Annotated in this window: 14 protein-coding genes and 1 pseudogene; 5 read left to right on the top strand and 10 right to left on the bottom strand. The window is 70.4% G+C overall.

Annotation, left to right across the window (positions count from 1 at the left end; translation table 11 throughout):
• Positions 1–33 precede the first annotated feature (33 nt).
• Positions 34–817, top strand: a pseudogene (locus tag ACWGKT_RS17015) (endonuclease/exonuclease/phosphatase family protein).
• A gap of 55 nt (positions 818–872) precedes the next feature.
• Here ACWGKT_RS17015 and ACWGKT_RS17010 read toward each other — a convergent pair.
• The 4 genes from ACWGKT_RS17010 to ACWGKT_RS16995 all read right to left on the bottom strand — a co-directional run bounded on the left by ACWGKT_RS17010 (position 873) and on the right by ACWGKT_RS16995 (position 4,019).
• On the bottom strand, positions 873–1,835 hold the full coding sequence (locus ACWGKT_RS17010; RefSeq protein WP_453274246.1) for an electron transfer flavoprotein subunit alpha/FixB family protein: 963 nt from the start codon (positions 1,833–1,835) through the stop codon (positions 873–875).
• 52 nt (positions 1,836–1,887) lie between these two features.
• Positions 1,888–2,682, bottom strand: coding sequence for an electron transfer flavoprotein subunit beta/FixA family protein (locus ACWGKT_RS17005; RefSeq protein WP_356150212.1), 795 nt, complete (start codon positions 2,680–2,682; stop codon positions 1,888–1,890).
• Positions 2,683–2,900: 218 nt separating this feature from the next.
• A complete protein-coding gene (locus tag ACWGKT_RS17000; RefSeq protein ID WP_453274245.1) occupies positions 2,901–3,410 on the bottom strand; it encodes a flavin reductase family protein in 510 nt (169 codons plus the stop codon).
• 240 nt (positions 3,411–3,650) lie between these two features.
• Positions 3,651–4,019, bottom strand: a complete 369-nt coding sequence (locus ACWGKT_RS16995) for a TlpA family protein disulfide reductase (RefSeq protein ID WP_453274333.1) — start codon at positions 4,017–4,019, stop codon at positions 3,651–3,653.
• Between the two features lie 414 nt (positions 4,020–4,433).
• On the opposite strand from ACWGKT_RS16995, the gene ACWGKT_RS16990 reads away from it, so the two are divergent.
• Positions 4,434–5,162, top strand: a complete 729-nt coding sequence (locus tag ACWGKT_RS16990) for a lysophospholipid acyltransferase family protein (RefSeq protein WP_235460872.1) — start codon at positions 4,434–4,436, stop codon at positions 5,160–5,162.
• Positions 5,163–5,546: 384 nt separating this feature from the next.
• On the opposite strand, the gene ACWGKT_RS16985 is transcribed toward ACWGKT_RS16990, so the two are convergent.
• The 4 genes from ACWGKT_RS16985 to ACWGKT_RS16970 all read right to left on the bottom strand — a co-directional run bounded on the left by ACWGKT_RS16985 (position 5,547) and on the right by ACWGKT_RS16970 (position 9,486).
• Positions 5,547–6,140: a transglutaminase domain-containing protein gene (locus ACWGKT_RS16985; RefSeq protein ID WP_453274244.1), complete on the bottom strand. Its 594-nt coding sequence runs from the start codon at positions 6,138–6,140 to the stop codon at positions 5,547–5,549.
• An 81-nt stretch (positions 6,141–6,221) separates the two neighbouring features.
• On the bottom strand, positions 6,222–7,292 hold the full coding sequence (locus ACWGKT_RS16980; RefSeq protein ID WP_356150202.1) for a threonine aldolase family protein: 1,071 nt from the start codon (positions 7,290–7,292) through the stop codon (positions 6,222–6,224).
• Positions 7,289–8,050 (bottom strand): SDR family oxidoreductase, encoded by a 762-nt coding sequence (locus ACWGKT_RS16975; RefSeq protein ID WP_356150222.1) that lies wholly within the window; start codon positions 8,048–8,050, stop codon positions 7,289–7,291. Before ACWGKT_RS16975 ends, ACWGKT_RS16980 begins: the two co-directional genes overlap by 4 nt.
• Before the next feature lie 38 nt (positions 8,051–8,088).
• Complete coding sequence (locus tag ACWGKT_RS16970; protein ID WP_453274243.1) at positions 8,089–9,486, bottom strand: DUF6421 family protein; 1,398 nt, start codon at positions 9,484–9,486, stop codon at positions 8,089–8,091.
• Positions 9,487–9,897: 411 nt separating this feature from the next.
• On the opposite strand from ACWGKT_RS16970, the gene ACWGKT_RS16965 reads away from it, so the two are divergent.
• On the top strand, positions 9,898–10,581 hold the full coding sequence (locus ACWGKT_RS16965; protein ID WP_356150198.1) for a glycerophosphodiester phosphodiesterase: 684 nt from the start codon (positions 9,898–9,900) through the stop codon (positions 10,579–10,581).
• Between the two features lie 57 nt (positions 10,582–10,638).
• On the opposite strand, the gene ACWGKT_RS16960 is transcribed toward ACWGKT_RS16965, so the two are convergent.
• Positions 10,639–11,178, bottom strand: a complete 540-nt coding sequence (locus ACWGKT_RS16960; RefSeq protein ID WP_356150196.1) for a GNAT family N-acetyltransferase — start codon at positions 11,176–11,178, stop codon at positions 10,639–10,641.
• A 72-nt stretch (positions 11,179–11,250) separates the two neighbouring features.
• Between ACWGKT_RS16960 and ACWGKT_RS16955 the strand changes: the two genes are divergently transcribed.
• Positions 11,251–11,643: a VOC family protein gene (locus tag ACWGKT_RS16955; protein WP_235459639.1), complete on the top strand. Its 393-nt coding sequence runs from the start codon at positions 11,251–11,253 to the stop codon at positions 11,641–11,643.
• 27 nt (positions 11,644–11,670) lie between these two features.
• Here the strand turns inward: ACWGKT_RS16955 and ACWGKT_RS16950 are convergent, their stop codons facing one another.
• Positions 11,671–12,576 (bottom strand): GNAT family N-acetyltransferase, encoded by a 906-nt coding sequence (locus ACWGKT_RS16950; protein ID WP_453274242.1) that lies wholly within the window; start codon positions 12,574–12,576, stop codon positions 11,671–11,673.
• 167 nt (positions 12,577–12,743) lie between these two features.
• Here ACWGKT_RS16950 and ACWGKT_RS16945 point away from each other — a divergent pair, with 167 nt between their 5' ends.
• A complete protein-coding gene (locus ACWGKT_RS16945; protein WP_453274241.1) occupies positions 12,744–13,508 on the top strand; it encodes a VOC family protein in 765 nt (254 codons plus the stop codon).
• Position 13,509 lies beyond the last annotated feature (1 nt).

The raw sequence follows: 13,509 nt of genomic DNA, 5'->3' as shown, positions 1-13,509 counted from the left end.
GACTCGCCCGGCCGTTCCACCGAAGGAGCCTCTGTGCCGAACCACAGCCGAGTCACGCGCCGCATGGGCCTCAAGGCCGCCCTCGCCACCGCGGTCACCCGGCCCCTCTCCAGTACAGCACTGACCTCGCCGTCCGCAGACCGGTGATGCACGCGCTGCAGCGCCGCGCGCACCCCCATGTCATCGGTACCCAGGAAGGCCTCTACCAGCAGCTCCGCGACATCGACTCCGACCTCGGACCGCACTACGACTGGATCGGGACCGGTCGGGAGGGCGGCAGCCGCGACGCATCCGCCGCGATCTTCTACGACAGCCGGCGGCCGGCCCCGGTCGAGCACTACACCTTCTGGCTCTCCGACACCCCCGAGGTGATCCGCTCGAACACCTGGGGCGCCGCGTTCCCCCGCGTCGTCACCTGGGTCCGCTTCCGTGATCTGCGCGACGACGGACAGGAGTTCTACGTCCTCAACACGCACTTCGCCCACAGGAGCCAGTACGCGCGGCTGCGCAGCGCCTCTCTGCAGCGCCTCTCTGATGGGGCAGCGGATCGCCGGCCTCGACCACTCCCTGGAACTCGGTCTACGACGCGATGCCGGGCGCGGGTCTCGTCGACACCTGGGACGCCGCCGCCGTGCGCGGCCCGTTGTACGGCACCTTCCACGGCTACAAGCCGCTCGTCCCGGACGGCTACCGCATCGACTGGATCCTGGCCACACCCGGGGTAACGGCCGAGCGGGCGACGATCAACACCTTCTCCAGGGACGGCCAGTTCCCCAGCGACCACCTGCCCGTGCAGGCGTCACTGACCCTGGGATGAGCCGAGGCCCCCGTGACCGGAGCGGTCACGGGGGCCTCGTACGGCCTGGCGGGGATCAGCCCTTGCGGGACTTGACTTCCTCGGTGAGCTGCGGGACCACGTCGAAGAGGTCGCCGACCACGCCGTAGTCGACCAGGTCGAAGATCGGGGCCTCGGAGTCCTTGTTGATCGCCACGATCGTCTTCGAGGTCTGCATACCGGCACGGTGCTGGATCGCGCCGGAGATGCCGGAGGCGATGTACAGCTGCGGCGAGACCGACTTGCCGGTCTGGCCGACCTGGTTGGTGTGCGGGTACCAGCCGGCGTCCACCGCGGCACGCGAGGCGCCGACGGCCGCGCCGAGGGAGTCGGCGAGGGCCTCGATGATCGCGAAGTTCTCGGCGCCGTTGACGCCACGGCCACCGGAGACCACGATCGCGGCCTCGGTCAGCTCCGGGCGGCCCGTCGACTCACGCGCCGTGCGGCCGGTGACCTTGGTGCCGGTCGCCTTCTCGGAGAAGGAGACGGCCAGGGCCTCCACCGCGCCGGCGGCCGGGGCGGCCTCGACGGCGGCCGAGTTCGGCTTGACCGTGATGACCGGGGTGCCCTTGATGACGAGGGACTTGGTGGTGAAGGACGCGGCGAACACCGACTGGGTGGCCACGGGGCCCTCGTCGCCGGCCTCCAGGTCGACGGCGTCGGTGATGATGCCGGAGCCGATGCGCAGCGCCAGACGGGCGGCGATCTCCTTGCCCTCCGCGGAGGACGGGACCAGCACGGCGGCCGGGGAGACGGCCTCGTAGGCGGCCTGCAGCGCGTCGACCTTCGGGACGACCAGGTAGTCGGCGTACTCGGACGCGTCGTGGGTGAGGACCTTCACGGCGCCGTGCTCGGCGAGCGCGGCGGCGGTGTCGGCGGCGCCGTTGCCCAGCGCGACGGCGACGGGCTCGCCGATGCGGCGGGCGAGGGTCAGCAGCTCCAGGGTGGGCTTGCGGACGGCACCGTCCACGTGGTCGACGTAGACGAGGACTTCAGCCATGGGATTGCTCTCCTGCGTAACGAAGTTGAGGGGCGGTCAGCGGGTGCGAGCCTTAGATGAACTTCTGGCTCGCGAGGAACTCAGCGAGCTGCTTGCCGCCCTCGCCCTCGTCCTTGACGATGGTGCCGGCCGTGCGGGCCGGGCGCTCGGCCACGGCGTCGACCTTGGTCCAGGCGCCGTCGAGGCCGACCTCCTCGGCGTCGATGTCCAGGTCGGACAGGTCCCAGGACTCCACCGGCTTCTTCTTGGCCGCCATGATGCCCTTGAAGGAGGGGTAACGCGCCTCGCCCGACTGGTCGGTGACGGACACGACCGCCGGGAGCTGGGCCTCCAGCTGCTCCGAGGCGGCGTCGCCGTCGCGGCGGCCCTTGACCGTGCCGTCCTCGACGGAGACCTCGGAGAGCAGGGTGACCTGCGGGACGCCCAGGCGCTCGGCGAGCAGCGCGGGGACCACACCGGCGGTGCCGTCGGTGGAGGCCATGCCCGAGACGACCAGGTCGAAGCCGGCCTTCTCGATGGCCTTGGCCAGCACCAGGGAGGTGCCGATGATGTCGGTGCCGTGCAGGTCGTCGTCCTCGACGTGGATGGCCTTGTCGGCACCCATCGAGAGGGCCTTGCGGAGCGCGTCCTTGGCGTCCTCCGGGCCGACCGTCAGCACGGTGACCTCGGCGTCGCCTTCCCCGTCGAAGTTCTCGGCGATCTGCAGCGCCTGCTCGACCGCGTACTCGTCGAGTTCGGAGAGCAGACCGTCCACGTCGTCGCGGTCGACGGTCAGGTCATCGGCGAAGTGCCGGTCGCCAGTGGCGTCGGGCACGTACTTCACAGTGACAACGATCCTCAAGCTCACGCCGGCTCTCCTACTGCATCGTCATTTCTGGGCTGCCTCTTGCAGGCAGCATAGGCGCCTGAAGCGGCCGATCCCGGTCGGGGCGTCCGCGCGCTCCGAACGAAATATTACTCGTCAGTACACCGAGTTCGTTCCCGCTAAGCAAGCGCTTTGAACTGTGACCTTCGCAACGCAGCGTAACCGGTACCCGACGACTCCGCAGGACGGACGTGCGGTGATCAATCCCGCAGACCGCTGAACCGCCCCTGGTGGTAGAGGAGCGGGCGGCCGGTGCCCGCGGGGTCGCCCAGGACGACCTCGGCCAGCACGAGGCGATGGTCGCCGGCGGGCACGCGGGCGACGATCCGGCACACCAGCCAGACCAGGACGTCGTCCAGCACGGGGACCCCCTCGGGCCCCTCCCGCCAGGCGGTGGGCGCCCCGAAGCGGTCGGCGCCGCTGCGGGCGAACGTCGCGGCCAGCTCCCGCTGGTGCTCGCCGAGTATGTGGACGCCGACGTGGTCGGTCGTCGCCACGGCGGGCCAACTGGAGGCGCCGGTGCCGATGGCGAAGGAGAGCATCGGGGGCTCCGCGGAGACGGAGCTGAGGGAGGTGGCGGTGAAGCCGACCGGCCCCAGGTCGCCGCGGGCGGTGATCACCGCGACACCCGCGGCATGCCGCCGGAAGGCGGAGCGCAGCAGATCGGGCGAGGCGAGTTGGAAGGCGCCGAGGTCGGGCGTGGCCGTCATGGAGTTGTCCTTCTGCGGGAGGGGACCCGAGGGTCCCCGGGTGGAGCGAGGCCGAGAGGGGAGGATCCGTTGCCGCTCAACGGCCCGGACAGCGCGCGCTCGCGTACCGGACCAGGTCGACGTGGGCCCGCCCGAAGAGAAGGAGTTCCGTAGGCATGGGGTCAGGCTGACGATAGGTGGTACACGCAGTCAAGTACGTCCCGGCATCTGGGAGATGCCTCACCTTGATCGGCACGACCGTCAGACCGCCTCTCCGAGTGCCGCGATGACGTGGGCCCGGCGCGGCTGTCCGGTGGCGCGCCGCACCACCCGGCCGTCCGCGTCGAGGATTAGCACGGTGGGCGTCTTCAGAATCTCCAGATCGCGTACGAGGTCCAGGTGCGCCTCGGCGTCGATGTCGACGTACGCGACGCCGGGAACCATCGCGGCCACCTCCCCGAGCACGCGCCGGGTCGCCCGGCACGGGGCGCAGAAGGCGCTGGAGAACTGTACGAGCGTGGCGCGTTCGCCGAGCGCGCCGCCCAACTCGGCCGCCCCGAGCCGCTTCCCGTCGTTCCGCCCGCGCACCCGAACGCCCCCTTTCCGTCCACCTGTTCCGGTATCTCCGATTTATGTGATATCCGCGATATCCCTGACACCTCCGGCACATCCGGCATCTCCACAACAGCGTTCACGCGCCTGCGAAGATTCCCGCATCCCCGACGAGTTTCCCCTGCGGAGCGCTCGACCGGGACATCGGCCCATGGGCGACTCATGGGCCGCGGCGGCCACGCGCCGTACACGGTCCGCGAGTTGTCCCTGCTCGCCCGGGCGCATCACAGTACGTACGTAGTAAGGGCCTCTTAGAAGACCAAGGTGGGTCGTAGGCCGACGTGACGAGGATCTCGCCGAACCGCGGCACCAGGACTGGCTACCCGTCCGTTCTTCGGGCACGATCTGCGAGACGCCGTAAACCTACGGCTGCGTAACTTTCGCGCCGGGAGACCCCTTTCCCAGGCAGAGCAGAAAGGGTCCACCGCCCCCATGGCAGAGCTGGTCTACCGTCCCGTCGTCGGTCTCGCCCTGACGATGTTCAAGGCCTGGGACCTCAAGATCGACTGCAAGGGCTCGGAGAACATCCCACGCTCGGGCGGCGCCGTGCTGGTGAGCAATCACATCAGCTACCTGGACTTCATCTTCAACGGTCTGGCGGCCCTCCCGCAGAAGCGCCTGGTGCGCTTCATGGCCAAGGAGTCGGTCTTCCGCCACAGGATCTCCGGCCCGCTGATGCGCGGGATGAAGCACATCCCGGTGGACCGCAACCAGGGCGAGGCGGCGTACGCGCACGCGCTGGACTCCCTGAAGTCCGGCGAGGTCATCGGCGTCTTCCCGGAGGCCACGATCTCGCAGTCCTTCACCCTCAAGAGCTTCAAGTCGGGTGCGGCGCGCCTCGCGCAGGAGGCGGGCGTGCCGCTGGTCCCGATGGCGGTGTGGGGCACGCAGCGGCTGTGGACCAAGGGGCACCCGCGCAACTTCAAGCGCAGCCACACCCCGATCACCATCCGCGTCGGCGAGGCGCTCGAAGCCTCCCGCGAGCAGTACGCGGGCGCCATCACGCGCCGACTGCGCGAGCGCGTCCAGGACCTCCTGGACACGGCCCAGCGTTCCTACCCCGCGCGCCCCAAGGGCCCGGAGGACTCCTGGTGGCTGCCGGCCCACATGGGCGGCACGGCCCCGACCCAGGAGGAACTGCGCGCGGCGGAGGCCCGCTGACCCCCTCGACCGGCGCAGGCTGAAATCCTCGACCGACGCAGGCTGGTGCCCACCGCCTGCGACGGGGTGCTGCCCGTCGGCGCGGTGCGTCAACTCGCGACGCCCGGCGGCCACTTCACCTAACTGAAGCAACCGCCCGACCCGGGACGGCGGCGTGCGCCGCTCCCTTGCGGCGACCGCCCGCTGTGACGGCGGGGCCGCCAATTCGTGGTCAGCGCGGCCGAGGGAATCCGTGGTGGGGGCGAGTCGGAGCGGCGCGAACTGCCGGCCGCCTTCGCCCACCCCAACTTCCCCTGCTCCCCCGCTACTCACGGCAGGGAGGTCGGCCACCTCGGCCCATCTCCGGTCGGGCGGGGTGCGCGGCGCGGAGTCGGCCGCCGTGGCTCAAAGTGCTGTGGGAAGCGTCTTCCACAGGTGTGACCGGTCGGGTGCGGCCTTGAGGGCGGCGAGCACGGCCGGGTGGGGTGCGGGGTACAGGACCGGGTAGTCCACCTCGCCGGACTTCGGGTCGGGTACCCAGGCCAGCCGCTCGCCGTCGAGGGAGAAGTGCGCGTCGACGCCCGGCTTGTTGCCACGTGGATCCTGCCGGTGCCAGGCCCCGTTGAAGCGGACCGCGACCAGTGCGTGCACGGCGTGACCGGCGCCGTCGTCGTGCGCCAGCCGCTGGTAGCAGAGCGCGGTGGGGATGTCCTCGGCGCGCAGCAGCGCGGCCAGCGCGTGCGCCTTGGCGTAACAGATGCCGGTGCGCCGCGTCAGGACGTCGGAGGCGCGCCAGGTGACCCGCAGGTCGCCCGAGTCCGCCGAGTGCGGGATGGTGTCCCGCACGAACTCGAATGCGGCTCGCGCATAGGCATACGAGTCGGGGACGTCCTCGGCCAGCCGGGCAGCCGTCTCGCGCACCACCGGATGGTGGTGGTCAACGGCTTCGTCCGCGGCCAAATAGGCGGACAGGTCGGGCGTGTGCTGGATCGGCTGCATGCCCGCAGAGCATAGGAATGCGGCCACCCGATGGTCAATGACTTTTCGGGTGGCCGCATATCTATGCAGTACGCGCTGTCCCTAGCGGGCCATCTCTTCCTTGAGCGCCGCCACGAACGAGTCCACGTCGTCCTCGGTCGTGTCGAAGGAGCACATCCAGCGCACGACGCCCGCGCCTTCGTCCCAGAAGTAGAAGCGGAACCGCTTCTGCAGCCGCTCGCTCACGTCGTGCGGAAGCTGGGCGAAGACGCCGTTGGCCTGCACGGGGTAGAGGATCTCCACCCCGTGCACCGCCCGCACGCCCTCCGCGAGGCGCTGGGCCATCTCGTTGGCGTGGCGGGCGTTGCGCAGCCACAGGTCCTTGGCGAGCAGGGCCTCCAACTGCACCGACACGAAGCGCATCTTGGACGCGAGCTGCATCGACATCTTGCGCACGTGCTTCATCCGGCGCACGGCGTCCTGATTGATGACCACGACCGCCTCGCCGAACATGGCGCCGTTCTTCGTGCCGCCCAGCGAGAGGATGTCGACGCCGACCGCGTTGGTGAACGTCCGCATCGGGACGTTCAGGGACGCGGCCGCGTTGGCTATCCGCGAGCCGTCCAGGTGCACCCGCATGCCGTGCGCGTGGGCGTGCTCGCAGATCGCGCGGATCTCGTCCGGCGTGTAGAGCGTGCCCAGCTCCGTGCTCTGGGTGATCGAGACGACCTGCGGCATCGCGCGGTGCTCGTCCTCCCAGCCCCAGGCCTGCCGGTCGATGAGCTCCGGCGTGAGCTTGCCGTCGGGCGTGGGCACGGTGAGCAGCTTGAGGCCGCCCATGCGCTCGGGGGCGCCGCCCTCGTCGACGTTGATGTGCGCGCTCTCGGCGCAGATCACCGCGCCCCAGCGGTCGGTGACCGCCTGGAGCGCGACGACGTTGGCGCCGGTGCCGTTGAAGACCGGGAAGGCCTCGGCCGTGGAGCCGAAATGGCTGCGGGCGATCCGCTGGAGGTTCTCCGTGTAGTCGTCCTCGCCGTAGGCGACCTGATGGCCGCCGTTGGCCAGGGCCAGGGCGGCGAACACCTCGGGGTGCACCCCGGCGTAGTTGTCACTGGCGAAACCGCGGACCTCTGGGTCGTGATGGCGACGCGCGTCGGTCCTGGGAGGGTTCACGGCTTCTCGGTCAGCCACAGACGGTTTCCGTTCACTTCGGCGGCGGGCTTCTCCCAGACCTCGGTGATGGCCTCGGCCAGGTCCTTGACGTCCGTGAAGCCCGCGAACTTCGCGTTGGGGCGCTCGGCGCGCATCGCGTCGTGCACCAACGCCTTCACCACCAGGATCGTAGCCGCGGACGTGGGCCCCTCGGCGCCCTCGGAGAGCCCCGCCTTGCGGAAGAAGTCCGCCATGGCCAGCGTCCACGCCTCGGCCGCGGCCTTGGCGGCGGAGTACGCCGCGTTGCCCGCGGTCGGCGTGCTCGCGCCGGCCGCGCTGATCAGGACGTACCGGCCCCGGTCGCTGCGCTGGAGCGCCTCGTGGAAGGCCAGGGAGGTGTGCTGCACGGTCTTGACCAGCAGCAGCTCCAGGAAGTCCCAGTCGTCGAGGCTGGTCTTGGTGAAGGTCTCGCTGCCGCGCCAGCCGCCGACGAGGTGGACCAGGCCGTCGACTCGGCCGAAGTCCTCCTCGATGTGGGCGGCCCAGTCACGGGTGGACTGCAGGTCGAGCAGGTCGACCGTGTCCCCGATGACCGTGGCGCCGCCGGACGCGTAGCGGGCCGCGTCCACGGCCTCCGAGAGGCGCTCCGGGTCGTTGTCGGCGCCGACGACGGTCGCCCCCGCCTCGGCCAGCCGCAGCAGCGCCGCCCGGCCGGCGGGTCCGCCCGCGCCGGCCACCGCGATCACCTTTCCGCTCAGTGGCCCGTTCCCGTTCCCCATCTTCGCCTCCTGCTGAGCGACGTTCTCGGTGCGGTCGCTCACGCGGCGACCTGCTCGGCGCTGTCCGCCGTGATGCCCTTGGTCGAGGCGATCACATTCTTCAGCTTCTTGGACAGTGCCTCAAAGAACATGCTCAGCGGAAACTCGTCCGGAAGCACGTCATCCACGAGCTTGCGCGGCGGCAGGGTGAGGTCCAGGGCGTCGGGACCCTTGGCCCACTTGGAGCCCGGGTGCGGGGCGAGGTAGGTCGAGACCAGCTCGTAGCCGGCGAACCAGTGCACCAGCTTCGGGCGGTCGATGCCGTCCCGGTACAGCTTCTCGATCTCGCCGCACAGCTGGTTGGTGACCTGCGGGGCACGCTCCCAGTCGATGGTGAGCTTGTTGTCGATCCAGCGGACGACGTCGTGCTTGTGCAGGTAGGCGAAGAGCAGCTGACCGCCGAGGCCGTCGTAGTTGCGGTTGCGGTCGCCGGTGAGCGGGAAGCGGAACATGCGGTCGAAGAGCACCGCGTACTGCACGTCGCGGGCCTGCGGGACGCCGTCGGCCTGCAGCTTCACGGCCTCCTTGAAGGCGGTGAGGTCGCAGCGCAGCTCTTCCAGGCCGTACATCCAGAACGGCTGGCGCTGCTTGATCATGAACGGGTCGAACGGCAGGTCGCCGTGGCTGTGGGTGCGGTCGTGGACCATGTCCCACAGCACGAAGGCCTCTTCGCAGCGCTTCTGGTCGTGGACCATCGCGGCGATGTCCTCGGGCAGCTCCAGGCCCAGGATGTCCACGGCGGCGTCGGTGACACGGCGGAAACGGGCGGCCTCGCGGTCGCAGAAGATGCCACCCCAGGTGAAACGTTCCGGCGCCTCACGCACGGCTATGGTCTCGGGGAAGAGGACGGCGGAGTTGGTGTCGTAGCCCGCCGTGAAGTCCTCGAACTTGATGCCGCAGAACAGCGGGTTGTCGTACCGGGTGCGCTCCAGCTCGGCCAGCCACTCGGGCCAGACCATGCGCAGGACGACCGCCTCCAGGTTGCGGTCCGGGTTGCCGTTCTGCGTGTACATGGGGAAGACGACCAGGTGCTGGAGACCGTCCGCGCGGCCCCCGGCAGGCTGGAAGGCCAGCAGCGAGTCGAGGAAGTCGGGCACCTCGAAGCCGCCGTCGGCCCAGCGACGGAGGTCCTTGACGAGGGCCTCGTGGTAGTCGGCGTCGTGCGGGAGCAGCGGGGAGAGCTCCTCGACGGCGTCGACGACCCGGCGCACCGCCAGCTCGGCGTCGGCCCGGTCCGGGGCGCCCTCGGCCTCGAAGTCGATCGAACCGTCCTTGGACTGCCATGGCCGGATCTGCTCCACCACATCCTTGAGCACGGGCCATGCGGGGTGCTCGATCACCCTGCTGACGGGAGGAACCTGTCCCTCCGGACCCACCTGCACAAGAATTTCCGTCATGACCCATCCTCCACGCGAGAAGCTAGCGGTAGGACTGTACGCATACGGCCATTCTTCCAGCAAGAGACTGATCCGAAAATTATTCTGCCGCCCCCCATGGTCACCGCTCTTTTTCCTGTGAGACACCGTGACGGCGCTCACTTCCACCGTGACACCAGCGCCGGTCGAGGCGCCGGGGCGGAGCGCGGGGGACCGTACGGATCCAGCCGGTCAATCTCCGGGAGACTCGCCCACGCCAGGGTGATCGTCGAGCGCGCTCGGGGCGGCTACCCCGCGACCTTCACCCCAATCCCGTGTGTACGCACGGGTTCAACCGCAGACCAGGCGATTAGGCTGCGACTCTGCCGCGCGGACGTGGTCCGTCCGCTCCGCGCGGACGCCGAGCCGCCGTCGACGGAAGCGAGTTGAATCTTGAACTTCCTTACCATCGGTCACCGCGGAGTCATGGGCGTCGAGCCCGAGAACACCCTCCGTTCCTTCGTCGCCGCCCAGCAGGCCGGCCTCGACCTCATCGAACTGGATCTCCATCTGAGCAAGGACGGCGCGCTCGTCGTCATGCACGACGCGGAGGTGGACCGCACGACCGACGGCGCCGGCCCGATCGCCGAGAAGACCCTCGCCGAACTGCGCGCCCTGGACGCGGGCCGGGGTGAGCGCGTGCCGGTCTTCGAGGAGGTCCTGGACGCCGTGCAGGCGCCGCTGCAGGCCGAGATCAAGGACGTGGCGGCGGCCCGGGCGCTGGCCGAGGTGATGCTCGCCCGGGATCTGGTCTCGCGGGTGGAGGTGTCCTCGTTCCACGACGAGGCGATCGCCGAGATCGCCCGCCTGGTGCCCGGCGTGCGCACCGCGCTCGTCGCCAGCCGCTACGGCACCGACGTCGTGGACCGCGCCACGGCGGTGGGGGCCACGACCCTGTGCCTGAACATCCGCCGGATCACCCTGGAGGTCGTGGAGCACGCCCGCAAGGCGGACCTGAGGATCATCGGCTGGGTGGTGAACACGCAGGACCACCTGCGGCTCGTCCGGGCCCTGGAACTGGACGGCGCGACGACGGACTACCCGGAGATCAAGCGCACCGGCCGCTTCACGGCGTGAAGACCGGCGGCTCCACGGCGTGCCGACCGGACAAGGGCTACCGGACAGGGGCGACGGTCAGGCCAGTTCCTTGACCAGCAGCTCGAACTGCAGGTCGGTGCGCTGCGGAATGCCGAAGCGCTCGTCGCCGTACGGGAAGGGCGTCATCCGTCCCGTACGGCGGTAGCCGCGGCGCTCGTACCAGGCGATCAGGTCGTCGCGTACGGAGATCACCGTCATGTGCATCTCGGTGACGCCCCAGCTCGCGCGGGCCAGCCGCTCGGCCTGTGCGATCACCACCTTGCCCAGGCCCGCGCCCTGCAGCACGGGGCTGACCGCGAACATGCCGAAGTAGGCGTGCTCACCACGGTGTTCTAGCTGGCAGCAGGCGACGATCCGGCCCTCCCGCTCCACCGTCAGCAGCTTGCTGTCGGGCGACTTGATGACCTGGAGCACGCCCTCCGGGTCGGTCCGCTGGCCCTCCAGGATGTCCGCCTCCGTGGTCCATCCGACCCGGCTGGAGTCGCCCCGGTACGCCGACTCGATCAGCGCGACGAGCGCGTCCACGTCGGCGTCGGTGGCGTCACGGAAAATCTCTCCGGTGGCGGCGGTGTCCATGGGGATGGGTCTCCGATTCTGTGGCGCGGCACGGCAGGGACGAGAGTAACCCTGCCACTAGGCTCCGGGTGCATGGTGCACGTACTCAGCAGCCGGACACTTCTGCGGCCGAGCGACCCCGAACGCTCCCGTGTCTTCTACGGCGACCGACTCGGCCTCGCCGTCTACCGCGAGTTCGGTACGGGCCCGGAGCGCGGCACCGTCTACTTCCTCGGCGGCGGCTTCCTGGAGCTCTCCGGCCGCTCGGACACCCCTTCCTCACCCGACGTCCGACTGTGGCTCCAGGTCGCGGACGTGACCGCCGCCCACGAGGAACTGCTGGCGAAGGGCGTGGAGATCCTGCGGCCTCCGGTCGAGGAGCCCTGGGGTCTGGTCGAGATGTGGATCGCCGATCCGGACGGGACGCGGATCGTTCTGGTGGAGATCCCGGCGGACCACCCGCTGCGGTACCGGCCGGGGATCTAGGGTCTTTCGTTCGGATCAGGAGCGTCGTCAAGGGCGGTGCTCCCAGCCCCGGTCCGTGCGCGTGAGCTCGGTGAAGCCCGCGGCGAGCAGACGGTCGATCGAGGCGCGGTCGTCCGCTCCCTCGTACGCCAGGAGGCGGTCCACCCCGCACAGCCGGAGCCAGTCGGCCGCGTCGGCCAGGAGCCGGTGTGCCACCCCCTCTCCGCGGCGCCCCGGGTCGATGCGGAGGTTCCCGATGTCGGCCAGTCCCGTGCTCCGGGCCAGGCGCTCGGGACGGGTCAGGGACGTGTCGACCTCGACGAAGCCTTGAGCGCGACCCTCCTCGTACGCGGTGAAGCGGGTGCCGCACTCCCCCACCGTCCGCTCGACCGTGGCACCGGGCCGCGCCGGTGGCCGGGGCAGGTCGGCCACCCGCGCGACGAGGATCACCTCGGTGTCCCCGGTGTGCCGGAACCCGGCGCGTTCGAAGACGGCCCGGACGTGCGGCCAGGGGCGGGGCAGGCCGTAGACGGCGGGGGCGGGCACATCGCCGGAGGCCCCGCGGACCCGGACGTCCCAGCGGGCGAGCCGGGCCAGGCAGGCGGCCATCAGCAGGTCGGCGGCCCGCTCGGTGTCGGGCCGGAAGGAGGCCGGCGGATGCCACACGAACCACCCCACCTCGCCCGTGTCCCGGTAGGAGGCGCCGACCTCGGCGTCGGCGCCGTAGCGCAGCAGATGGGCCGCGGCGACCACGTGCCCGTGCTCCACGGCGACGAGCGTGCCGCGCTCGCTCACCCAGGGGTCGGTGACGATCTCGTCCGGCTGCCTCTCCAGGCTGGTGAGCACCGTGTTCACGGAGACGGAGACACCGGGGACGACGGCGGCGACATGGGCGTTGACCAGGTCGGTCAGCTGATCGCGGTCGTCGCGGTGGAAGGGGCGTACCTCGGGCATGCGTGACCTCCGGTCGGAAACCGTTCGGGGAGGGCCGCCATGCGTTGCGGTACGGGAGCGAGCGTACGTCCATGGCGGTGTTCCGGGCGAGGGGTTTCCCGATAGCCGCTGTCAGTGGGTGGGACTAGCGTGAAGTGGAAGGGTCGGAGCCCGACCGAGGGAGTGCCATGACGTTCGACAAGCCGGTTCCCGGCGGACCTTGCTGGGCCGAACTGGGCACCAGTGATCTGGAGGGCGCCAAGCGGTTCTACACGGACCTGTTCGGCTGGCGTCCGGAGACGGATCCGCGCGAAGAGGCGGGCGGTTACACGATGGCGCGCCTCGGGGACGCGGCGGTCGCCGCGCTCAGCCCGCTGTACCAGGAGTCCCAACCGGTCGCGTGGAACGTGTCGTTCGCGGTGCCGGACGCGGACGCGGCGGCGCGGAAGGTCGAGGAGGCCGGCGGGACGATCGTCCTCGGGCCGATGGACGTGTTCGACGCGGGCCGCTTCCTGGTGGCGGTCGATCCGACGGGCGCGGCGTTCCAGTTGTGGCAGGCGCGGGCCTTCCCGGGGGCCGGGCTGTTCAACGCGCCGGGCTCGCTGGGCTGGGTGGAGCTGGCGACCCGGGAGACCGACCGGGCCAAGGACTTCTACACGACGGTCTTCGGATGGAGTGTCAACGCCTCTCAGTGGTACACGCAGTGGGGTCTCGGCGGCGAGGACTTCGGCGGGATGGCGGACATGGGCGACCGGTTCCCGCCGCAGGTGCCGCCGCACTGGATGCCGTACTTCGCGGTGGAGGACGTGGACGCGACGGCGCAGGTGGCCGTCGGGGCCGGCGGCCAGGTCGTCGTGGAGCCCGCGACGGTGCCGGACGGCCCGCGCATCGCGGTGCTGCGCGATCCGCAGGGCGCGACCTTCGGGGTGCACCGGGCGGGCGACGAGGGCTGAC

The sequence above is a fragment of the Streptomyces sp. NPDC054794 genome, assembly GCF_053611585.1.
The sequence above is the reverse complement of the archived record's forward strand: the minus strand, read 5'-3'. Positions and strand labels throughout refer to the sequence as shown.